This window comes from Streptomyces sp. NPDC107559, assembly GCF_055657365.1.
Genome location: NZ_JBVKBD010000003.1, coordinates 563623 through 584341, shown reverse-complemented (window position 1 = coordinate 584341; position 20719 = coordinate 563623). Strand labels below are relative to the sequence as shown.

The 20719-nt window shown below is 71.6% G+C and carries 20 protein-coding genes and 1 tRNA gene; 13 read left to right on the top strand and 8 right to left on the bottom strand.

Annotated features, from left to right (window positions below; translation table 11 throughout):
- Positions 1 to 171 precede the first annotated feature (171 nt).
- The 8 genes from ACZ7OY_RS14060 (at position 172) to ACZ7OY_RS14025 (ending at position 5487) form a co-directional block, all read left to right on the top strand.
- Positions 172 to 717: a tRNA adenosine deaminase-associated protein gene (locus ACZ7OY_RS14060; RefSeq protein WP_471911688.1), complete on the top strand. Its 546-nt coding sequence runs from the start codon at positions 172 to 174 to the stop codon at positions 715 to 717.
- A 56-nt stretch (positions 718 to 773) separates the two neighbouring features.
- Positions 774 to 1205 (top strand): tRNA adenosine(34) deaminase TadA, encoded by a 432-nt coding sequence (gene tadA, locus ACZ7OY_RS14055; protein WP_471911606.1) that lies wholly within the window; start codon positions 774 to 776, stop codon positions 1203 to 1205.
- Positions 1206 to 1286: 81 nt separating this feature from the next.
- Positions 1287 to 1371: transfer RNA gene (locus ACZ7OY_RS14050), tRNA-Ser, on the top strand.
- 162 nt (positions 1372 to 1533) lie between these two features.
- Positions 1534 to 1713, top strand: coding sequence for a hypothetical protein (locus ACZ7OY_RS14045; RefSeq protein WP_152893628.1), 180 nt, complete (start codon positions 1534 to 1536; stop codon positions 1711 to 1713).
- 94 nt (positions 1714 to 1807) lie between these two features.
- A complete protein-coding gene (locus ACZ7OY_RS14040; protein WP_351603463.1) occupies positions 1808 to 2101 on the top strand; it encodes a Dabb family protein in 294 nt (97 codons plus the stop codon).
- A 183-nt stretch (positions 2102 to 2284) separates the two neighbouring features.
- On the top strand, positions 2285 to 3316 hold the full coding sequence (locus tag ACZ7OY_RS14035) for an RNA polymerase sigma factor SigF (RefSeq protein ID WP_471911687.1): 1032 nt from the start codon (positions 2285 to 2287) through the stop codon (positions 3314 to 3316).
- Between the two features lie 382 nt (positions 3317 to 3698).
- The gene (locus ACZ7OY_RS14030) at positions 3699 to 4592 is read left to right on the top strand and encodes an RNA polymerase sigma factor SigF (protein ID WP_384724642.1); all 894 of its coding nucleotides are present in this window, start codon (positions 3699 to 3701) and stop codon (positions 4590 to 4592) included.
- A 298-nt stretch (positions 4593 to 4890) separates the two neighbouring features.
- Positions 4891 to 5487, top strand: coding sequence for a hypothetical protein (locus ACZ7OY_RS14025; protein ID WP_471911605.1), 597 nt, complete (start codon positions 4891 to 4893; stop codon positions 5485 to 5487).
- A gap of 69 nt (positions 5488 to 5556) precedes the next feature.
- Here ACZ7OY_RS14025 and ACZ7OY_RS14020 read toward each other — a convergent pair whose 3' ends face one another.
- Positions 5557 to 5757: a hypothetical protein gene (locus ACZ7OY_RS14020; RefSeq protein WP_351603469.1), complete on the bottom strand. Its 201-nt coding sequence runs from the start codon at positions 5755 to 5757 to the stop codon at positions 5557 to 5559.
- Between the two features lie 207 nt (positions 5758 to 5964).
- Between ACZ7OY_RS14020 and ACZ7OY_RS14015 the strand changes: the two genes are divergently transcribed.
- From ACZ7OY_RS14015 to ACZ7OY_RS14005, 3 genes are all read left to right on the top strand, one after another.
- Positions 5965 to 6456 (top strand): MarR family winged helix-turn-helix transcriptional regulator, encoded by a 492-nt coding sequence (locus ACZ7OY_RS14015; RefSeq protein WP_351603471.1) that lies wholly within the window; start codon positions 5965 to 5967, stop codon positions 6454 to 6456.
- 82 nt (positions 6457 to 6538) lie between these two features.
- On the top strand, positions 6539 to 8977 hold the full coding sequence (locus ACZ7OY_RS14010) for an MFS transporter (protein WP_471911686.1): 2439 nt from the start codon (positions 6539 to 6541) through the stop codon (positions 8975 to 8977).
- A gap of 107 nt (positions 8978 to 9084) precedes the next feature.
- Entirely contained in the window at positions 9085 to 9906 is an 822-nt protein-coding gene (locus ACZ7OY_RS14005) for a YceI family protein (RefSeq protein WP_471911604.1), read from the top strand.
- Between the two features lie 21 nt (positions 9907 to 9927).
- Here the strand turns inward: ACZ7OY_RS14005 and ACZ7OY_RS14000 are convergent, their stop codons facing one another.
- Complete coding sequence (locus ACZ7OY_RS14000) at positions 9928 to 10656, bottom strand: GAF and ANTAR domain-containing protein (protein WP_471911603.1); 729 nt, start codon at positions 10654 to 10656, stop codon at positions 9928 to 9930.
- Positions 10657 to 10880: 224 nt separating this feature from the next.
- On the opposite strand from ACZ7OY_RS14000, the gene ACZ7OY_RS13995 reads away from it, so the two are divergent.
- Both ACZ7OY_RS13995 and ACZ7OY_RS13990 read left to right on the top strand, forming a co-directional pair.
- Positions 10881 to 11234, top strand: a complete 354-nt coding sequence (locus ACZ7OY_RS13995) for an STAS domain-containing protein (RefSeq protein ID WP_471911602.1) — start codon at positions 10881 to 10883, stop codon at positions 11232 to 11234.
- Between the two features lie 22 nt (positions 11235 to 11256).
- Positions 11257 to 11727: a PPOX class F420-dependent oxidoreductase gene (locus ACZ7OY_RS13990; protein WP_471911601.1), complete on the top strand. Its 471-nt coding sequence runs from the start codon at positions 11257 to 11259 to the stop codon at positions 11725 to 11727.
- A 44-nt stretch (positions 11728 to 11771) separates the two neighbouring features.
- Here ACZ7OY_RS13990 and ACZ7OY_RS13985 read toward each other — a convergent pair whose 3' ends face one another.
- The 6 genes from ACZ7OY_RS13985 to ACZ7OY_RS13960 form a co-directional block, all read right to left on the bottom strand.
- Positions 11772 to 12500, bottom strand: coding sequence for a TetR/AcrR family transcriptional regulator (locus tag ACZ7OY_RS13985; RefSeq protein WP_351603521.1), 729 nt, complete (start codon positions 12498 to 12500; stop codon positions 11772 to 11774).
- A gap of 221 nt (positions 12501 to 12721) precedes the next feature.
- A complete protein-coding gene (locus tag ACZ7OY_RS13980) occupies positions 12722 to 14197 on the bottom strand; it encodes an MFS transporter (protein ID WP_471911600.1) in 1476 nt (491 codons plus the stop codon).
- A 105-nt stretch (positions 14198 to 14302) separates the two neighbouring features.
- Positions 14303 to 16582 carry a glycosyltransferase family 39 protein gene (locus ACZ7OY_RS13975; RefSeq protein ID WP_471911599.1) on the bottom strand — a complete coding sequence of 760 codons (2280 nt, stop codon included), beginning with the start codon at positions 16580 to 16582 and terminating at the stop codon, positions 14303 to 14305.
- The gene (locus ACZ7OY_RS13970; protein ID WP_471911598.1) at positions 16579 to 18108 is read right to left on the bottom strand and encodes a bifunctional glycosyltransferase family 2/GtrA family protein; all 1530 of its coding nucleotides are present in this window, start codon (positions 18106 to 18108) and stop codon (positions 16579 to 16581) included. The genes ACZ7OY_RS13975 and ACZ7OY_RS13970 overlap by 4 nt, the downstream gene beginning before the upstream one ends.
- A gap of 14 nt (positions 18109 to 18122) precedes the next feature.
- Positions 18123 to 19787, bottom strand: coding sequence for an ATP-binding protein (locus ACZ7OY_RS13965; RefSeq protein ID WP_471911597.1), 1665 nt, complete (start codon positions 19785 to 19787; stop codon positions 18123 to 18125).
- A 166-nt stretch (positions 19788 to 19953) separates the two neighbouring features.
- Positions 19954 to 20691, bottom strand: a complete 738-nt coding sequence (locus ACZ7OY_RS13960) for a response regulator transcription factor (RefSeq protein WP_351603491.1) — start codon at positions 20689 to 20691, stop codon at positions 19954 to 19956.
- Between the last annotated feature and the right edge of the window lie 28 nt (positions 20692 to 20719).

Genomic DNA, 20719 nt, shown 5'->3' with positions numbered 1-20719 from the left:
TTGCCTCCGTGCGATCAAAACTGCCAGACACAGGGAGCCGAAGACGTCCCCTGGAGGCCTTGTTTCTGCCACGATTCCGAGTGGGTGGGCTCGGAGCACAGCTCTCCCCGCCCGCAACCTCCGCCGGGGGGACCCCCAACCGGCACGCCTATGACCAGTGGGAGAGTCACGGTGTACTTCGCCGCACTGCTCGCGCGCACCGAAGACGGGTGGGAAGCGAGCGACACGGAGCTCGACGATGTGGAGACCCTGTCGGATCTGGCCGACCTGGCCCGGGAGGCCTCTCCCGACGACGACACGGTGCTCGTACTCATCGAGCAGGAGGACGGGTGGTTCGGTGTCGTCCGGGTGGACGGCGAGGACGACCCTCGTATCTATGTCTCCGACGCCGCCGCCGCTGCCCGCAGCAGCTACGGCGAGATCCTGCTCACCGACGAACTGCTCGGCCGCGATCCGGGTGACCCCGACGACGAGCTGGACTCGCTCGACCTCGACGGCACCGAGGACGGCGACGACCAGGCCGACGACGAGGACGAGGACGAGACCGCCGGCGGCGGCGGCTCCGGCGAGATCGTGCCCCACGGCCCGGTCGGCGACCCCGGCATCCTCGACGACCTCGGCATCAGCGAGAAGGAGCTGAAGCAACTGTCGGACGACGCGCTGACCGAGATCGCCGAGGCCCTCGGCGCCGCCGACGTCCTGGAGACGGTCCGCTGACCGCACCGGACGCGGCACGGACACCGGACCCGGTACGCGACCGCTGGCGGGCCGCGATGCGGCTCGCCCTGGCCGAGGCCGGCCGGGCCGTCCGGGGCGGGGACGTCCCCGTCGGCGCCGTCGTGCTGGCTCCGGACGGTACGACCGTGCTCGCGGCCGGGCACAACGAACGCGAGGCGGTCGGCGACCCGACCGCACACGCGGAGGTCCTCGCCGTCCGGCGGGCGGCCGCCGCGCTCGGCGAGTGGCGGCTGACCGGCTGCACACTCGTCGTCACGCTGGAGCCGTGCACGATGTGCGCGGGCGCGCTCGTGCAGTCCCGCGTGGACCGGGTCGTCTACGGCGCCCGGGACGACAAGGCCGGCGCGACCGGCTCCCTGTGGGACGTCGTGCGCGACCGACGGCTCAACCACCGCCCGGAGGTCGTCGAGGGCGTCCTGGCCGAGGACTGCGCACGGCTGCTCACCGAGTTCTTCCGGGACCGCTGAACCCGCCCCGGACACCCCGGACCGGGGGTCCCCGGGAAACGGATTTCAGAGCACGGCCCACCTTGGGGTAGTGTCTCCCTCGGTAGCGTGTCCGAGCGGCCGAAGGAGCTCGCCTCGAAAGCGAGTGTGGCGCAAGTCACCGAGGGTTCAAATCCCTCCGCTACCGCCGAAGAAGGGCCCCGTCGACAGACGGGGCCCTTCGTGCGTCCCGGACGGAAAGTCCCGGAAGATCGTTGGTCCTTCAACACGCCGTGAAGTTAAACTCGCCGCCGGTAACAGGGCCCGTTGCCAGGGCTCCAGGGACACGCCAGTCACAGGGGAGGCCGCGGTGGCGGTGAATGCGAAGAAGATCGCCGTCTATGTGCTCGTGGTCTTCGCGCTGTACGTGATCATCACGGACCCGGCCAAGGCGGCGGACTACGTCCAGATAGCCTTCGAGGGCATATCGGACGCCGCCCAGGCCATAGGCGACTTCATGACCTGGATCGCCAACGGGGCCAAGAACTAGAGCCGGTCGCCCGGACCGGCCTGCGCCGCGTCCCCGGAGCGGCCGGGACGGTCCCGGCCGGCCCGGTCCGTACGAACGACCCTAGGGAGTGCCCGTGATCCGCCACCTGGTCCTCTTCAAGCTCGACGAGGGCGTGGAACGCGACGACCCGCGCGTCGTGGAGGGCGTCGCCGCCTTCCGCGCGCTCGACGGCCAGATCGACGAGCTGCGCTTCTGGGAGCTCGGCTGGAACATCAGCGACCGGCCCATCGCCTACGACTTCGCGATCAACTCGGCGGTCGAGGACGCGGACGCCCTCAAGCGCTACCTGGAGCACCCGGCGCACCAGGCCGGTGTCGCCCTCTGGCGGGAGTTCGCCACCTGGGTGGTCGCGGACTACACGTTCTGAGCCGCCGGCCTCACGCCCACACGAACAGCCCCGCGAAGCCCCGCATCGGAGCGAACGTCGCGGGGCTTTCCTGTGCCATCTGCGTCAACTCGCCCCCAACACGGCATTATGCGGTGCTTGCACACTGTGCACATGTCTTGTGATGCTATGACCGCTTTTGACGGATGATTGACCGATGAAGAGGTGGCGTTGACCGTGTCGGCCAGTACTGCGCCGCCCCAGGAGGAGACCGCCATCCGGGAGACGACCTCCGCGGCCTCCCCGGTCCCCGGGACCTCTCCTGCCCCGGGAACACCGGGAGCACCGGGCGCCCCGGCAGGCCCGGCAGGTCCGGCAGGTCCGGCAGGTCCGGCAGGTCCGGCAGGTCCGGCAGACCTGGCAAGCCCTGAGGCTCCCGAGGGCCCCGAGGACGCCGGGAGCCAGGAGGCCCCCGTCCCGGCCCCGGAGAAGCGCCGTGGCGCCGACACCCGGGCACTCACCCAGGTGCTCTTCTCCCAGCTGAAGGACCTCCAGCCGGGCACGCCGGAGCACGACCGGGTGCGCGGAGCGCTCATCGAGGCCAACCTCCCGCTGGTGCGCTACGCGGCCGCCCGCTTCCGCAGCCGCAACGAGCCGATGGAGGACGTCGTCCAGGTCGGCACCATCGGGCTCATCAACGCCATCGACCGCTTCGACCCGGAACGGGGTGTGCAGTTCCCGACGTTCGCGATGCCGACGGTCGTCGGCGAGATCAAACGGTACTTCCGTGACAACGTTCGCACCGTCCACGTACCGCGCAGGCTGCACGAGCTGTGGGTGCAGGTCAACAGCGCGACCGAGGACCTGACCACCGCCTTCGGCCGCATCCCGACCACCGCCGAGATCGCCGAGCGGCTGCGCATCGGCGAGGACGAGGTGCTGTCCTGCATCGAGGCCGGGCGGTCGTACCACGCCACCTCCCTGGAGGCCGCGCAGGAGGGCGACGGGCTGCCCGGACTGCTCGACCGGCTCGGCTACGAGGATCCGGCGCTGGACGGCGTCGAGCACCGCGACCTGGTCCGCCACCTCCTGGTCCAGCTACCCGAACGCGAACAGCGAATCCTGCTTCTGCGCTACTACAGCAACCTGACCCAGTCGCAGATCAGCGCGGAGCTCGGCGTCTCCCAGATGCATGTCTCGCGGCTGCTCGCGCGCAGCTTCCAGCGGCTGCGCTCCGCGAACCGCATCGAGGCATGACCGTGCGCCGGTGCACGGCATGAGCGTGCGCCAGCTCGCCACGGGACCGCCCACCGGATCGCGGCACGACCGCACACCGGATCACGGCGGAACCGCACACCGGATCAAGTCATAACCGCACGCGGGATCGAATGGTCACCGTCGCGAGCGAATCGCTCACCAGGGACGTTCCCGACAGTTGTGCGGTGAAAGACCGTCAGACCCCGTCTTTCCAGGGCTGATTCGTTACTCACATGTCGACATGTCACTACAGCGTGTTGCCGACATGTGACATTCTGCGGGAAGAGCGTTTGCCGTGGCTCCGGCTCCGGTATTCAGGTGAAAGCTGATGTTCCTCGCCGGAACTTCCGCCGCGACCGTCCCGCGACCCAAAGGGGGTGGCATGTCCGAAGACCAGGGCAGCTCGAAGGTGCTCACACTCACGAAGAGTGCTGAGGCGCCCGTCGTGCCCGACGCGCTCGACACCGTTACGGCCCTCGAGGCAGTGCCGGCCCCGCCTCTCCCCACCTCGGGAGCGATCGACACCCGCACCCTCTCCCGCTCCCTCTTCCTGCGGCTCGCCGCGCTGGACGAGGACAGCCCCGAGCGCGCGTACGTCCGGGACACCCTGATCGAGCTCAACCTCCCGCTGGTGCGCTACGCGGCCGCCCGCTTCCGCTCCCGCAACGAGCCGATGGAGGACATCGTCCAGGTCGGCACCATCGGCCTGATCAAGGCGATCGACCGGTTCGACTGCGAGCGCGGGGTGGAGTTCCCGACCTTCGCGATGCCGACGGTCGTCGGCGAGATCAAGCGGTTCTTCCGCGACACCTCGTGGTCGGTGCGGGTCCCGCGCCGCCTCCAGGAGCTGCGGCTGGCCCTCACCAAGGCCAGCGACGAGCTCTCCCAGAAGCTGGACCGCTCCCCCACCGTCACCGAACTCGCCGCCGTCCTGGGCGTGTCGGAGGAGGACGTCGTCGACGGCCTCGCGGTGGGCAACGCGTACACGGCGTCGTCGCTGGACTCCCCGGCCCCCGAGGACGACGGCGGCGAGGGCTCCCTGGCCGACCGCCTCGGCTACGAGGACAGCGCGCTGGAGGGCGTGGAGTACCGGGAGTCCCTGAAGCCGCTGCTGGCCAAGCTCCCCTCCCGCGAGCGGCGCATCATCATGCTGCGCTTCTTCGCCAACATGACCCAGTCGCAGATCGGCGAGGAGGTCGGCATCTCCCAGATGCACGTCTCCCGGCTGCTCACCCGGACGCTGGCACAACTGCGCGAGGGGCTCATCTCGGACTGAGACCGGACAGGTCGCGAGGCTTCCTCTTTGCGGGGGCGTCGGTCACCATGGCGCGATGCTTCGAGCGACACGGGCTGCACGGGTTGAACGAGCTGCAAGGGCCGTACGGAATGTACGGCCGACATCGACATCCGGCCGTCGGGGCGCCGCACTGGGCGCGTCGGCGGCCGTCGTCGTCTGTCTGGGCGCGGTACTGGGTTCCTGCGGGAGCGGCGGGCACGGCGGGGGTTACACCGCGGTGGGCGCGGGCGGAGGGCCGTCACCGGCGCCCGGCGGGGCGGTGCGGCCGACGGGAGGCGTGACGCTGGTGCCGCTCGACGGGAGCGGCGCCGGGAACGGCTCGCCGACCGCCGGGAACGGGTCGAGCGGCGGCCGCGCGGCGGGCTCCGGGCCGGGAACCACGGCCGGAAGTCCGGACGCCGCACCCGACGGATCTTCCGCGGGCGGCTCCTCGGCCGCCGGCGGTACGGCCGGTGGCACGGGATCCTCCGGCGGTACGGACCCCGGGGCGCCGCCGTCCGTCCCGGCCGGGCCCGGTACGGGCTCCCACCCTCCGTCGGCACCCTCCACGCCGGCCCCGTCCGCCGCACCTGCCGCCCTGAGCGTGGGCGAGCCGGTGCGTACGGCGGCGGACGAGCGGTGGTGCGAGAAGGTGAGCCTCGCGCTGCGCAACACCGGTGGAACCGAGGTGCGTTCGGGCACGGTGACCTTCGGGACGCACATCATCGGCGCGCTGGGCGTCGACTGGGCCACGGTCGGGTCGACCGCGGGACTTCCGGTCCCGATCGCGGCCGGCGCCCGGGAGGAGCGGACCTGGACGGTGTGCGTCGACGCGTGGCGCGTGCCGCTCGGGATGCACGTGGAGACGCGGGACGTGTCCGTCCAGTGGGAGTGACGGACACGACGGACGTGACGGACGGAACGGATGCGGTGGAGGTGGTGGGGGCGGGGGTGGCGGTCCGGCCTACTTGAGGGCGAGCCAGGCCACGGCGGCGACGATCGCGACGGCGACGACGACGCCCACGATCAGGCCGACACGGGGTCCGCCCGACGAGGCCACCGTCTGCTGCTGTCGGCTCTGGGGGGCCTCGTCGACGAACGCACGGAACATCTGGGTGCTGCCGGCGGGGTCGTGGTTGCCCTGCGGGTTCTGGGAGTTAGCCATGGGCCAGGACACTAGCGAATTCGGCGGGTCCGGCCCAAGTGGGGGCTCCGGTCCCGGGTCCACCCCGCATCACCGGGGCCCACCTGCGGATTTACGTTAGCAATACTTGCCTTTGCCAAGTTTTTGAGTCCGTACCTCGCCTCTTTATTTGCCTGTAGCAACCAACATCTCTATGGTTGCCCTAAGCAACGAATACCGGGAGGTGTGATGGCCGAGCAGGCGCAGTTCCAGGAGCTGGCGCACCAGCTCAGCGCCGTCGGGGCCGTGAAACGGGACCTCGGGCGGATCCTGCCGCACGACTGCCCGGCCGGCTCGGCTGCCGTGCTGACGCTGCTCGGCCGCCATGGGGACATGCGCATGAGCAAGCTCGCGGAGCTGCTCGCCGTGGACATGTCGGTCACCAGCCGTCATGTCGCGCACGTCGCCGAGCGGGGCTGGATCGAACGGTCCCCCGACCCGGCGGACAAGCGCTCGCGCATCCTGCACCTCACGGACACGGGCCGCGACCAGCTCGACACGCTGTACCGGCGGAGCACCGAGCTGCTCGCCGACCGGCTGAGCGACTGGACCGACGACGAGGTCGGACAGCTCATAGGGCTGATGACACGCCTGAGAGCGAGCTTCGGCGACTGCCGTTCCTCGCCCCGGCTGCCGCCTCCCGCACTCGAGACGACCACCCGTACACCCGCAAGCACGTAAGAGAAGGAAGCCCATGGCAACGACCACACCAGCCGGTGTGCGGGCTCACGCCAAGCACGGGGGAGGCTCCTCCGACGCCCCGATGACCCACCGGCAGATCATGGAGGCGCTCTCCGGGCTGCTGCTCGGCATGTTCGTGGCGATCCTGTCGTCCACGATCGTCTCCAACGCCCTGCCCAAGATCATCGGAGACCTGGGCGGCGGCCAGTCCGCCTACACCTGGGTCGTCACGGCCTCGCTGCTGGCGATGACCGCCACCACCCCCCTCTGGGGCAAGCTGTCCGACCTGTACAGCAAGAAGGCGCTCGTCCAGATAGCGCTGATCATCTACGTGCTGGGATCGGCCGCCGCCGGCCTGTCGCAGAACCCCGGCATGCTCATCGCCTGCCGTGTCGTCCAGGGCGTCGGTGTGGGCGGTCTGTCCGCCCTCGCCCAGATCGTCATGGCCGCGATGATCTCCCCGCGTGAGCGCGGGCGTTACTCCGGCTACCTGGGCGCCACGTTCGCGGTCGCGACCGTCGGCGGTCCGCTGCTCGGCGGTGTCATCACCGACACCGAGTGGCTCGGCTGGCGCTGGTGCTTCTACGTCGGCGTGCCCTTCGCGGTCATCGCGCTGATCGTGCTGCAGAAGACCCTGCACCTGCCCGTCGTCAAGCGCCAGGTGAAGGTGGACTGGAGCGGCGCGTTCTTCATCTCCGCGGCGGTCTCGCTGCTGCTGGTCTGGGTCACCTTCGCCGGTGACAAGTACGACTGGATCTCGTGGCAGACGTACGCGATGGTCGGCGGCTCGATCGCCCTCGGACTGCTGTTCGTCCTGGTCGAGTCGAAGGCCAGCGAGCCGATCATCCCGCTGCGGCTGTTCCGCAACCGCACCATCACCCTGTCGTCGCTCGCCTCGCTCTTCGTCGGCGTCGCGATGTTCACCGGCACGGTCTTCTTCAGCCAGTACTTCCAGCTGGCCCGCGACAAGTCCCCGACGATGTCCGGCGTCCTGACCATCCCGATGATCGGCGGTCTGTTCGTCTCCTCCACCGTGTCCGGCCAGTTCATCACCCGGACCGGCAAGTGGAAGGCGTGGCTGGTCAGCGGCGGTGTGCTGGTGACGGCCGGTCTCGGTCTGCTGGGCACCATCCGGTACGACACGGACTACTGGAAGATGGCCGTCTTCATGGCCCTGCTGGGCCTCGGCATCGGCATGATGATGCAGAACCTCGTCCTGGCCACGCAGAACCAGGTGGCGCCCTCCGACATCGGCGCGGCGAGCTCCACGGTCACCTTCTTCCGTTCCCTCGGCGGTGCGATCGGCGTCTCCGCGCTCGGCGCGGTCATGGCCCACCGCATCACCGACTACGTCAAGGACGGCCTGGCCGGCCTCGACCCGAAGTACGCCGCCGCCGCGTCCAACTCCAGCGGCAGCATCCCCGACATGGACACGCTGCCCGCGCCGCTGCGCACGGTCATCGAGAGCGCGTACGGCCACGGCATCGCGGACGTCTTCATGATCGCGTCCGTCCTGGCGCTGCTCGCCTTCCTCATCACGCTGTTCATCAAGGAGGTCCCGCTGCGCAGCAAGGGCACCCTGGCGCAGGCCGCCTCGGAGGACTCCCCGGCCGAGACCCCGGCCGCGGTCGTGGACCGGGCCGCGGAGAGCGAGAGCGCCCCGGCCCCGGTTGCCGAGCCCGCCCTCGCACAGGCCGGTCCCGAGGGCACCCAGCGCCTGGCCGCGGTCGCCACGGTGGCCGCCGGCGCGGCCGCGGGCGGCGGCACCCCGGTGCACGGCTTCGTGCGCGGCGCCGAGAGCGCGCCCGTCCCGCGGGCCGCGGTCACGCTGATCTCCCTGGCGGGACAGCAGCTGGGCCGGTCGGTCGCGCATTCCGACGGCGCCTACTCGGTGGACGCGCCCGGCACGGGCTCGTACGTCCTGATCGCCTCCGCCGACGGCTACCAGCCGCAGGCGTCCACGATCGTCGTGGACGGCGAGCCGGTGGCGTACGACATCCTGCTCAGCGGCACCAGCGGGCTGACCGGTGTCGTCCGCGAGGCCGAGAGCGCGCTGCCGGTCAAGGACGCGATGGTGATCGTCACCGATGTGCGCGGGGACCTGCTGGCCACCGCCGCCACCGGTGAGCAGGGCGAGTTCTCCTTCGCCGAGCTGGTGCCCGGCACGGTGACCCTCGCGGTCAACGCCGACGGCCACCGGCCACGTGCCCTGCCCGTCGAGGTGGGCGGCACCGGCGTCACCCGGGTAGAGATCGACCTCGCCCCGGGCGCCCGGCTCCAGGGCGTGGTGCAGGCCCCGCACGGTCCGCTGGCCGACGCCCGCGTGACGCTGGTGGACGCCGCGGGCAACGTGGTCGGCACGGCCACCACCGGGTCGGACGGGGCGTACGCCTTCACCGACCTGGACGGCGGCGAGTACACCGTGATCGCGACGGGCTACCCGCCGGTGGCCACCGCGCTGACGGTCGCCGGTCCCGGCGTCGACGGACACGACATCCGGCTCGCCCACCCCGGCGAGTAGTCACACTCCGGCCCGTGGCGGCCGGCGCGCCCGGAGCGGCGGCGCGCCCCTGCCACGGGCCGGTTTCATCGCGACCAATTTCTGATGCTTTGCAGGGAGAAAACGGGATGGGACTGACCGCGAGGATCCGCACCCGGGACGGATGGGCCGTGTCGCACGCGGTCGTCACCGTGACCGACACGACCGGCAGCCAGGTGCTGCGGGCCGAGGCGGACGCCGAGGGCGCGGTACGGGACGCGAACCCGCTGGCGCCGGGGGCGTACACGGTGATCGTCACCGCCGTCGGGTACGCGCCGGCCGCCGCGAGCGCGATCGTCACCGCGAGCGGGCGGGCCGAGGTCGGGACGGTGACGCTGGCCCGGCAGGGCGGCACCGAGCTGCCGCCGCCGGGGCCGTGGACCATCGACCCGGCGCACTCCACGGTGGGCGCGATCGCCCAGCACCTGGGCATCTCCAGCGTGCGCGGCAGGTTCACGGAGTTCGCGGGGACGGTGGAGATCGCCCCGGACGACATCACCAAGTCCCGGGTCGAGGCGGTGATCCGCGCCGCCTCCATCGACACCGGCAACGGGACGCGCGACACCCACCTGCGCTCCGCGGACTTCCTGGACGCCGAGGTGTTCCCCGAGATCACCTTCCGCTCCACCGGCCTGACGGCGGCGGGCTCCGACCGCTGGACCGTCCACGGCGAACTGGCCATGCGCGGGGTCGTACGGCCCGTCGACCTGGACCTCGCCTACCTCGGCACCGGCTCCGACCCGTGGGGCGGCACCCGGGCCGCCTTCCGGGCGACCACCGAGCTGCATCGCGAGGACTTCGCCATGAACTACAACCAGATCGTCCAGGCCGGCATCGCGGCCATCGGTACGACCCTCAGGGTCGAACTGGACGTCCAGGCGGTGCAGGGCGAGTCGCTGCCGCAGGCCTGACCGCGGCCGGGCGGGGCGGTCCTAGGAGCGGGTGTTCGCGTCCACGACCGTGCGGGCCAGGTCGCGCAGCTTGATGTTCTCGCGTTGCGAGGCGCGCACCAGACTGTCGAACGCCTGTGCCGCGTCGATGTTCAGACGCTCCATCAGGATGCCGGTGGCCTGGCCGATCAGATCCCGAGTGCGCATGGCCTCGGTGAGCTGCTCGCGCACGGTCGCCGAGTCGAGGGCCAGGCCGACGTGCGCGGTGAACAGCCGGCCGACGCGGGTGGCGGCCTCGTCGAAGGTGCGCGGCTTGCGGGCGTACACGGTCAGCACGGTCAGGCGCTGCCGGTCCGTCCGCAGCCGCAGCGCCAGCGCCGAACGCAGCCCGAGAGCGGCCAGCTCGCCGTCGCCCTCGCCGCCTTCGGACTCGCTGTCGTCGAGGCGTACGACCGGGGTGTTCCGCAACCGGTGCCAGTACGGCCGTACGGCACGGACCTGGGCCGGGGACTCGGCGGCGCGGACGACGTCGTCGGACCAGGCGACCGGGTGCCGGCGGTCGGCGCCGTCGAGCACGGAGATCCCGGCGTGCTCGGCCCCGGGCAGCAGACGCACGGCCAGCCGGACCGCGGTGCGCAGCGTGCCGTGCGGGGTGTCCGTGTCGTGCAGCTGCCGAGCCGCCGCCGTCAGGGCTTCGGCCAGCTCGAACCCGACCGGAAATCGGGGCAATTCAGAAAACTCGGACGCAGTCACCACGAACCTCTTCGGCATGCACGACCGACAGGTCGCGCGCAGGAGAGCTCCGCAGCACATTCCCGACTGCGAGCAAAGGACGAAGAGCACCTTATCTGCTCCGTCGGGTGGTGATGACGCCCGGCTGACGGACCGTCCGGTCGCCCTTTCACAGCGGGCCGTGGGCGTGATGGAATGGGCGGCAGGTCAGGAAGTGGCCTCCCCGGAATCCGGACGAGTACGCCTTCTGCCAGGTGAGTGACGTGACCTACCTCCCGACACCCTGCCGGGTGCGCGACCTGCCCGGCTGCACCTTGTTGACCCTGCCCCCGGAAATAGACCTCTCCAACGCGACCACGGTGTTCGACGCCGTCGCCACCGCCGTGCACGCCCGCGGCGACCGGCTGGCGATGCTGGTCCTGGACCTCACGGGCACCCGTTTCATGGACTCCCAGGGCGCCCGTCTGGTCGACGACGTACGCCGGCTGCTGGGCCCGCGGGTCCCGCTCCGGGTCGCCGCCTCACCCTCGGGAGTGCCGCGCCGCGTCCTGGAGCTGACCGGGGTACGCCGCGACGTCCCCGTGTACGACGACGCGTCGCAGGCCCGGTCGGCGTGAGCGGCTGACCTAGGCTGGCGTCATGGCACCGAACATCGCGACCAACACCTCCGTGACGCTGGACGAGTTGCTCGACTTCGTACGCCCCCGCCATCGCGCCCTCCTGCTGACCCGGCGGGCCGACGGCGGCCCCCAGGCATCGCCGCTGACCTGCGGGGTCGACGACTCGGGCCGGATCGTGGTCTCCACCTACCCGGAACGGGCCAAGACCCGAAACGCCCGGCGGGACGCCCGGGTCAGCGTGATCGTGCTCAGCGACGACTGGAACGGCCCCTGGGTCCAGGTCGACGGCACGGCCGAGGTCCTCGACAGCCCCGACTCCGTGGAGCCCCTGGTCGAGTACTACCGGAACATCGCCGGCGAACACCCCGACTGGGACGAGTACCGGGCCGCGATGGTCAAGCAGGGAAAGTCGATCATCCGGATCACCCCGGATCGCTGGGGCCCGGTGGCGACCGGCGGCTTCCCGGCACGGCTCGCGCCCGAGGAGTAGCGGGACGGGCGAGCGGGACGGGCGAGCGGACCGCGAAGGCCCGGTCAGCCGCGTTCCACCATCGCCTCAATGCCGGCCACCAGCAGGTCCAGGGCGAAGGCGAAGTCGCGGTCCATCATCTCCGCGACCGTGTCGCCGCCGCGGGCGGCCATGAGGTCCCGGGACTCCTGGATCACGTCGGCGGTGTCCGGGGCCTCGTACGCCGCGCTCATGGCCTGCTGGAAATAATCGTCCGGGCCGACACCGGCGTCGGCGACGCGGGCGAGGAAGTGGCCCTCGATCGTGCCGTAGCCGTACACGAACTGGAAGACGGCGGAGATCGCGCCCGTGACGCGGTGCGCGGGCAGCCCGGTGCGCCGGACGACGCGCTGCACCTGGCGGGAGAAGGCCAGCGAGTTGGGGCCGATGTTGAGGTACCGCCCGGCGAGCGGCGAGAGCCAGGGGTGCCGCACCAGCAGCGCCCGGTACTCGGCGGCCAGCGTCCGCAGCCCGTCGCGCCAGTCCTTCGCGTCCCCGGCGTCCTGATCGGGCAGGCGCAGCTCGCCGAAGGCCGCGTCCAGGGCGAGTTCGAGGAGGTCGTCCTTGGTGTCGACGTACCAGTAGACGGACATCGCGGTCACGTTGAGCTCGGCGGCCAGCCGCCGCATGGAGAACCTGGCCAGCCCCTCGGCGTCCAGGAGACGGACCGTGGCCTCGGTGATCCGGTCACGGTCGAGGCCCGACGGCTGGCCGCCCCCGCGTCCGCCCCGGCGCGCCTTGCCCTCCAGCCACACGCTGCTGCGCGCGGGCCGCCCGGCCGCCTTCTCGCCCTGCTCCGGCTGCTCGCCCTGCTCCGGCTGCTCGCTCTGTTCCGCCTGCTCGCCCTGCTCCGGCTGCTCCATGGCGCACCTTCCTCGACACTCCCGCGGCCCGCTCACGATGCCAGGTGCGGCACCTCGGCCGACCTCCGGCTCGGGGAGCGGCCCGGGACCCGGCCGAAGGTCCGGACCAGGGTCTACGCCGTCACCACCTCCGAGTCTGCCCGCTCCGCCCGGTGCAACAACGCCGCGGCGAGGATCCCGCCGAGCAGCACGGCCACCGCGCCCACGAGCTGGCTGACCTGGAGTCCGGACGAGAACGCGTCGGTGACCCGGGCCCGCTCCCGCTCCCCGTCGGCGGCCGCCAGCGCCGCGGGCAGCGAACTCGCCGCCACCGGAACCAGCGCCGCGAACCGGGAGTTGAGCACCGCGCCCAGGACGGCGACGCCCAGTCCGTTGCCGAACTCGGCGAGCGTGCCGTTGATCCCGGCACCGACGCCGGCCTTCTCCGGCGGGATCGCGCTCATGATGGCGTGCGCCATGGCGGGGTTGGCGACCGCGCAGCCCGCGCCGATGAGCAGCAGACCCAGCAGCGTGCCCGCGTAACCGTGGGCGGCGAGCGTGGCGATCGACACCAGGCCGCCGGACATCAGCGCCATGCCCAGCGCTATCGACACCGGCGTACCGAGCCGCTTCGTCCACTTCGCCGACAGACCGGAGAAGTTCAGGGCGACGACGGACAGCGCGAGCGGCGCGGTGCGCAGACCCGCCTCCAGGGGGCCGTACCCGAGGACGAACTGGAGGTGCTGGGTGAGCAGGAACAGCGCGCCGCCCATGCCGAACGTGATCAGGACCGCGCCGGCCACCGCGCCGCTGAAGCGGCGGTCGCGGAAGAACTCCAGGTCGAGCATCGGGTCCTGGACCCGGCTCTCCCAGTGGGCGAACAGGGCGAGGACGGCCACCGCGACGGCCGCGCTCACCAGCACCCGGGCCGAGGTCCAGCCGTGCGCAGGGCCGGAGATGATCGCGAACACCAGCGAGGTCATCCCGATGGTGGACAACAGGGCGCCGAGCAGGTCCGGGCGCTCGCCCCGGGGGTTCCTGGACTCGGGGACGAGGGCCACGACCGCGGCCAGGCCGAGCGCCGCGACCGGCAGGTTGATCAGGAAGATGGCGCCCCACCGGAAGTGGTTCAGCACGAAGCCGCCGATGAGCGGACCGGCCGCGAAGCCGAGGGCGTTGACCGCGGCCCAGATGCCGATCGCCCTGGCGTGCTCCTCGGGCGCGAAGATCTGCATCACCACGGCCAGTGTGGTGGTCAGCAGCAGCGCGCCGCCGACGCCCATGCCGGCCCGCGCGGCGATCAACTGGCCGGTGGAGTCGGCGAGTCCGGCCACCAGCGAGCCCGCGCCGAACAGCACGAGGCCCGTGATCAGCATCCTCTTGCGGCCGTAGCGGTCGGCCGCGCTGCCCGCGGTGAGCAGCAGACCCGACTGCACGAGCGAGTAGGCGTTGATCATCCACTGGATGTCGGAGGTGCTCGCGCCCAGTTCACGGGTGAGCGAGGGGATCGCGACGTTCAGCACGGTGTTGTCGAGCAGCACGGTGAGCTGCGCCAGGCATATGACACCGAGTATCAGCCAGCGCTGGGGGTGGCTCTGCGGAGTGGACATGCTATACACCGTAGAACAGCCCCTATACGACGTACAGCGAGTATGCGGCGAGCGAGAGAAAGGGCGGTGGCCGACGGCCACCGCCCTTTGCGTCCCGGCCGAGCGTCAGCCACTCGCCTTCTTCGTCAGGTCGTAGAAGGTGGCCGAACCGACCGTCACCTTCTTGAAGTTGCTCTCGACCCACGAGGAGATCTGCGAGGCGGTGCCGTTGCTGCTGCCACCCATGCCGCCGCCCATGCCACCGCCGGAGATGAAGTAGTGGATCTTTCCGTCCGCCACGTACTTCTTGAACTGCGCCAGCGTCGGGGACGGGTCGGTGCCGTTGAAGCCGCCGATCGCCATCACCGGCTCGCCGGTGGAGAGCTGGTAGCTCGCGGCGTTCTGGGAGCCGACGGACGCGGCGACCCAGGTGTACGAGCCGGCGTTCTTCTCCAGCAGCGCCTTCGCCTCGGAGGAGACGCTCGCGCCGTTCAGCAGGCCGCCGACGCCACCGCCGCCGCCCATGCCACCGCCCTCGAGCGTCCGGCCGCCGCCGGGGAAGCCGTTGCCGTTCTGCTGGCCCTGGCCCTGACCTTGGCCCTGGCCCTGGCCCTGGCCCGGCATACCGCCGCCGGGGAAGCCGCCGGTGCCGCCGCCCGGGAACCCGTTGCCGTTCTGGTTGGTGCCGTTGCCCTGCTGCCCCTGCCCCTGCGCGTTGCCGCCGCCGAAGCCGCCCCGGCCACCGCCGCCACCGCCCGGACCGCCGCCCATCATGCTCGCGCCGGCCGGACCGGCGGTGACGATGGAGCCGGTGTGCCCCTCCTGGAGCGTGCTGAGGGTGTACGCCGTCGGGCCCGCCAGCGCCGCCACGACGCTCACGGCCGCCGCCGCGAGGGCCGTCCGCCGGGGCACCCGGCCCGCGAAGACCAGACCGAGCGCGCCGGCCAGGCCGCCGACCAGGACCAGCCACTTCAGCCACGGCAGATAGTCCGAGGTGCGGTTGAGCAGGACGTAGCCCCACACCGCGGCCGCCACCGCCGAGGCCGCGAGAGTGATCGACACCCAGGTCCGCTCGCGCCGCTCCCAGAGCAGGCCCGCGCCCATGCCGATCACGGCCGCGAGGTAGGGGGCGAGGGCCACCGTGTAGTACTGGTGGAAGATGCCCGCCATGTAGCTGAAGACGACCATGGTCATCAGCAGCGAGCCGCCCCAGACCAGGAACGACCCGCGGGTCACGGACGTCCGCGGGAACCTGCGCGTCGCCACCAGACCGGCGACCAGCAGCACCAGCGCGGCCGGCAGCAGCCAGGAGATCTGGCCGCCGATCTCGGAGTTGAACATCCGGTCCCAGCCGGTCTCGCCCCACTGCCCGGTGCCGCCCCCGCCACCACCGCCGCCGACACTGCCGGTCTCGTCGCCGCTGAGGCGGCCCAGGCCGTTGTAGCCGAAGGTCAGTTCCAGGAAGCTGTTGTTCTGCGAACCGCCGATGTAGGGGCGGGAGGACGCCGGCCACAGCTCGACGATCGCCACCCACCAGCCACCGGAGACGATCAGCGCGCCGGTCGCCAGGGCGAGCTGCCCGAGCCGCTTCTTCAGCGCCACCGGAGCACAGACGGCGTACACGATCGCCAGCGGCGGCAGGATCAGGAAGGCCTGGAGGGTCTTGGCGAGGAAGGCGAAGCCGATCGCCGCGCCGGCCCACAGCAGCCACTTCGTCCGGCCGTCCTCCAGGGCGCGCACGACGAGGTGACAGGCGACGGCCATCAGCAGCGCCAGCATGGCGTCCGGGTTGTTGAACCGGAACATCAGCGCCGCGACGGGCGTGAGCGCCAGCACGGCGCCCGCGATCAGACCGGCGGCGGCACTGGACCGGCGGCGCACGGACGCGTACACGACGGCGACGGTGGCGACGCCCATCAGCACCTCGGGGACGAGGATCGCCCACGAGTTCAGGCCGAAGATCCGCACCGCCAGCTCCATCGGCCACAGCGAGGCCGGTGGCTTGTCGACGGTGATGGCGTTGCCCGCGTCCAGCGAGCCGAAGAAGAACGCCTTCCAGCTCTTGCTGCCGGCCTGGACGGCCGCGGAGTAGAAGGAGTTGGCGTAACCGGAGGAGCTCAGGTTGTACAGGTAGAGCAGCCCGGTCGCCAGCAGCAGGCCGAGGAAGGCCGGGCGCGCCCAGCGGGGGTCCTCGGGGCGGCCGCGCCACAGTCTCCGTACGAAGGGCTGCTTCGGCTCGCCGCCCTCGGGGGCGGGCGCAGCACCGGCGGCCGGATCCACGGGCGGGGCGGTCGCCGGATCCACGGGCGGCGCGGTCGGGGGCGGCCCCCAGGTCGGGGGAGCGCCTTCCCGGTCGGTCGTCCGATCTGCCGTCGGTTCGGCCGTCCGGTCGTAGTCGATGGTCATCGGGAGTCCCCCGGGTCGGTGTCGTAGGGGCGCGTCGGCTGGAGCCGCATGGTCGCGTCCCGCCAGGTGCCGTCCGCGGCTTCACCGGCGCGGAACAGGGTCGGGTCGTACGGGGTCGGGTCGTACGGGGCCGGGTCGTACGGAGCGGAGTACGGCTGCTGCTGTTCCGGCCGGCGCTGGGGCAGCGGGGCGTACGGGCCGCCGGAGTGCTGCGCGGCCTGGGCCGTGGCGTAGACCGGAGCGGACGGGGTGTGGGAGGCGACGACCGTCGAGCGGGCGTCGGCCTCGCGCCGGTCCGGGAACACCCAGGCGCGGAAGAGCAGGAAGCGCAGCACGGTCGCCGCGAGGTTGGCGGCGATCAGCACCGCGAGTTCGGTGGAGTGCGCCGGGTCGGACGTCGCCGCGCCCAGGGCGGCCAGCGAACCACTGGTCAGCGCGAGGCCGATGCCGAAGACGACCAGGCCCTGCGCCTGGTGCCGGACGGCGCCGCCGCGGCCGCGCACCCCGAAGGTCAGGCGCCGGTTGGCGGCCGTGTTGGCGATCGCCGAGACCAGCAGCGCGAGCGCGTTGGCGGTCTGCGAACCGCCGAAGGTGCGGAAGGCGCTGTAGAGGAGCAGGTAGAACAGGGTCGACAGGCCGCCGACGACACAGAACCCGACGAGCTGGCGGGCCAGTCCCCTGGGCACGTCCGCGAGGTCACGGTCGCGCGGGTCGTCGCCGAACGGCCGGGTCAGCCGGTCCAGCGGGAGCGAGCCGGTGGCCAGGGCCTTGCCCACCCGCCACACGCCCCGCAGGTCGTCGGTCGCCGTCTTCACGATGTGCACCGTGGAGTCGGGGTCGTCGACCCAGTCGACGGGCACCTCGTGGATCCGCAGCCCGGCGCGCTCGGCGAGCACCAGCATCTCGGTGTCGAAGAACCAGCCGGTGTCCTCCACCAGCGGCAGCAGCACCTGGGCGACATCGCGGCGGATCGCCTTGAAACCGCACTGCGCGTCCGAGAAGCGGGCCTGGAGCGAACCGCGCAGGATCAGGTTGTACGAGCGGCTGATGAACTCGCGCTTGGCGCCGCGCACCACCCGCGAGCTGCGGGCCAGCCGCGACCCGATCGCGAGGTCCGAGTGGCCCGAGATCAGCGGGGCCACCAGCGGCAGCAGCGCGTTGAGGTCGGTGGACAGGTCCACGTCCATGTAGGCGAGGATCGGCGCGTCCGAGGCCGACCAGACGGTCCGCAGCGCCCGGCCGCGGCCCTTCTGCTCCAGCCGGAAGGCCTTCACCTCCGGCAGCTGCGCCGCCAGCCGCGAGGACACCTGCGGGGTCGTGTCCGTCGACGCGTTGTCCGCGATGGTGATGCGGAACGGGTACGGGAACGTGCGCTTGAGGTGTTCGTGCAGTCTGACGACGCACGGCTGGAGGTCCTTCTCCTCGTTGTAGACGGGGATCACTACATCCAGGACCGGCGTACCGGCGGCCGCGGCCGGGAGGTGTTCCCGCGCCGGCAGGTTGCCGGGAGAAGAATCGGTTCGCATGACAACGACTGTTGTCAAGCGCCCTGTTGCACCCATGTGGTGGCACTGTGCTGAACCTGTGAGTCGAGTTGCCAGTTCGTTTCGGGCGCGGGGTGCGGAACGGCCGGGCCGAGGGCGGGCAGATGCACGGTGAACACCGTGCGGCCGGGCACGCTGTCGACGGTCACGGCACCGCCGTGCGCGGTCGCCACGGCCTGCACGATGGCCAGGCCCAGACCGGTCGACCCGGTGGCGCGGGAACGCGCCGAGTCGCCTCGGGCGAACCGTTCGAAGACGTGCGGGAGCAGGTCCGGCGGGATGCCCTGGCCGTTGTCCTGGACGTCCACGCACAGCCACGGCCCGCGCCGCTGCACGCGTGCGGTGACGGTCGTACCGGGCGGGGTGTGGGTACGCGCGTTCGCCAGCAGGTTGACCAGCACCTGCTGCAGCCGGGCGGCGTCCGCGGACACCAGCGCGGGCTCGTCGGGCAGCTCCAGCCGCCAGACGTGGTCCCGGCCCGCCGCGCGGGCGTCGCTGATGGTGTCGACCACGAGCGGTACGAGGTCGGTCTGCTCGAACTGCAGCGGCCGGCCCGCGTCCAGGCGGGCGAGCAGCAGCAGGTCCTCGACCAGCAGCGTCATCCGGCCCGCCTCGGACTCGATGCGGTGCAGCGCGTGCCGGGTGTCGGGCCCGACCTGCTCGCGTCCGCGCCGGGTGAGCTCGGCGTAGCCGCGGATGGAGGCCAGCGGGGTGCGCAGCTCGTGGCTGGCGTCCGCGACGAACTGCCGTACCCGCATCTCGCTCTGCTGGCGGGCGTGCAGGGCGCCGTGGACGTGGTTCAGCATCCGGTTCAGCGCGGCGCCGACCTGTCCGACCTCGGTGTGCGGATCGGTCTCGGACTCGGCGACCCGCTCGCTGAGGTTGACCTCGCCGGTGTGCAGGGGGAGTTCGGAGACCCGGGTGGCGGTGGCGGCGACCTTGCGCAGCGGGCGGGTGGCCACGCCGACGAGGACGTAACCGGCGATGCCTGCGGCGAAGAGACCGGCGGCGGTGATGCTCACCTCGACCAGGACGAGGGTGTTGATGGTGTTGCTGACGTCGGTGGTCGGCAGCGCGACGTAGAACGAGTCGCCGCTGTCCCGGTTCGTCATGTACTCGACGCGGTACTCACCGAGCCCGGGGATGTCCACGGAATGCGCCTTGCCGTCCCTGGGAGCCGAACCCAGTGCGGCCTTCTGCGCCGTACTGAGACCGGGGGCGCGCATCCCCTTGAAGTTGCCGTAGCTGTCTTTCTTCGACTGGGTGCGGACCGCGGTGGTGACCGTGCCGTTCTCCACGGAAGCGGCTACGGTGCCGGGCTGGGTGGGGCCCTGTGTGGCGAAGTTGACCACCTTGTCGCTGCCCGACACGTCGTCCCGCGAGGCCCCGGCCGGCCCCTCCGTGACCCCGACCGGCCCCTCGGCGGCGCCGGGGCTCGTACCGCCCGGCGGCAGATGACCGCCCGCGAGACGCATGCCGGAGTCGTGCACCTTGCCGTCCAGCTGCTCGTACAGATGCGAGCGCAACGCCAGGGTCGTCACCGTGCCGATCACGGTGCACACCACGGCGATCAGCGCCACCGCCGAGATCACCAGCCGTGACCGCAAGGTCCGCGGTGTGCGCTGCCTCTTCTGCTTCTGTCGCTGTCTCTGCCTGCTCATCGCGCTGCCTTCACCGAAGCGTCCGCAAGGGTCTCGGGGTCGTTGCGCCAGGGCTCACGACCGGATGGAGCCGGGGGCTCACGACCGGATGGAGGAGCGACCGGGGGACGCTCCTCCATGACAGGGCGGCAGGCACGAGGACCGACGGCCCGCCGGCCACCGGACCTCAGCCGGCCGGTTTGATCAGATACCCGGCACCGCGCCGGGTGTGGATCATCGGCTCACGACCGGCGTCGATCTTGCGCCGCAGGTACGAGATGTACAGCTCGACCACGTTGGCCTGCCCGCCGAAGTCGTACGACCACACGCGGTCCAGGATCTGGGCCTTGCTGAGCACGCGACGGGGATTGCGCATGAGGAAGCGCAGCAGCTCGAACTCGGTTGCGGTCAGGTGGATGCCGTCCCCGGCCCGCGACACCTCGTGGCTGTCCTCGTCGAGGGTGAGATCGCCGACGACGAGCACGGAGTCCGAGCGCCGGTCGGCGGCACCGGAACGGCGGATCAGTCCGCGCAGCCGCGCCACGACCTCTTCGAGACTGAACGGCTTGGTGACGTAGTCGTCGCCGCCGGCGGTGAGTCCGGCGATCCGGTCCTCGACCGCGTCCTTGGCGGTGAGGAACAGCACCGGTACGTCGGGCAGTTCACGGCGCAGCCGGCCCAGGACGGTCAGCCCGTCCATGTCGGGCAGCATCATGTCCAGGACCACCGCGTCCGGGCGGAACTCGCGGGCGGTCTGGATCGCGCCCGTCCCGTCTCCCGCGCTGCGGATCTGCCAGCCCTCGTAACGCAGGGCCATGGAAAGGAGTTCGGTGATCGACAACTCGTCGTCCACCACAAGCACGCGGACGGGGCTCCCGTCCGGCCTCAGCAGTTCGGTGCGCCCCTGGGGCGAGGTCGTGGTCATGGTGGACACCATGTCCGGGTCCTCTGAG

Bases quoted from the DNA above. Each gene is read 5' to 3' on its own strand.
- tadA (WP_471911606.1), top strand. From the start codon at position 774: ATGCGGCTCGCCCTGGCCGAGGCCGGCCGGGCCGTCCGGGGCGGGGAC.
- ACZ7OY_RS14030 (WP_384724642.1), top strand. From the start codon at position 3,699: ATGTCCGAAGACCAGGGCAGCTCGAAGGTGCTCACACTCACGAAGAGT.
- ACZ7OY_RS14020 (WP_351603469.1), bottom strand. From the start codon at position 5,757: ATGGCTAACTCCCAGAACCCGCAGGGCAACCACGACCCCGCCGGCAGC.
- ACZ7OY_RS14015 (WP_351603471.1), top strand. From the start codon at position 5,965: ATGGCCGAGCAGGCGCAGTTCCAGGAGCTGGCGCACCAGCTCAGCGCC.
- ACZ7OY_RS14010 (WP_471911686.1), top strand. From the start codon at position 6,539: ATGACCCACCGGCAGATCATGGAGGCGCTCTCCGGGCTGCTGCTCGGC.
- ACZ7OY_RS14005 (WP_471911604.1), top strand. From the start codon at position 9,085: ATGGGACTGACCGCGAGGATCCGCACCCGGGACGGATGGGCCGTGTCG.
- ACZ7OY_RS14000 (WP_471911603.1), bottom strand. From the start codon at position 10,656: ATGCCGAAGAGGTTCGTGGTGACTGCGTCCGAGTTTTCTGAATTGCCC.
- ACZ7OY_RS13990 (WP_471911601.1), top strand. From the start codon at position 11,257: ATGGCACCGAACATCGCGACCAACACCTCCGTGACGCTGGACGAGTTG.
- ACZ7OY_RS13980 (WP_471911600.1), bottom strand. From the start codon at position 14,197: ATGTCCACTCCGCAGAGCCACCCCCAGCGCTGGCTGATACTCGGTGTC.
- ACZ7OY_RS13975 (WP_471911599.1), bottom strand. From the start codon at position 16,582: ATGACCATCGACTACGACCGGACGGCCGAACCGACGGCAGATCGGACG.
- ACZ7OY_RS13970 (WP_471911598.1), bottom strand. From the start codon at position 18,108: ATGCGAACCGATTCTTCTCCCGGCAACCTGCCGGCGCGGGAACACCTC.
- ACZ7OY_RS13965 (WP_471911597.1), bottom strand. From the start codon at position 19,787: ATGAGCAGGCAGAGACAGCGACAGAAGCAGAAGAGGCAGCGCACACCG.
- ACZ7OY_RS13960 (WP_351603491.1), bottom strand. From the start codon at position 20,691: ATGACCACGACCTCGCCCCAGGGGCGCACCGAACTGCTGAGGCCGGAC.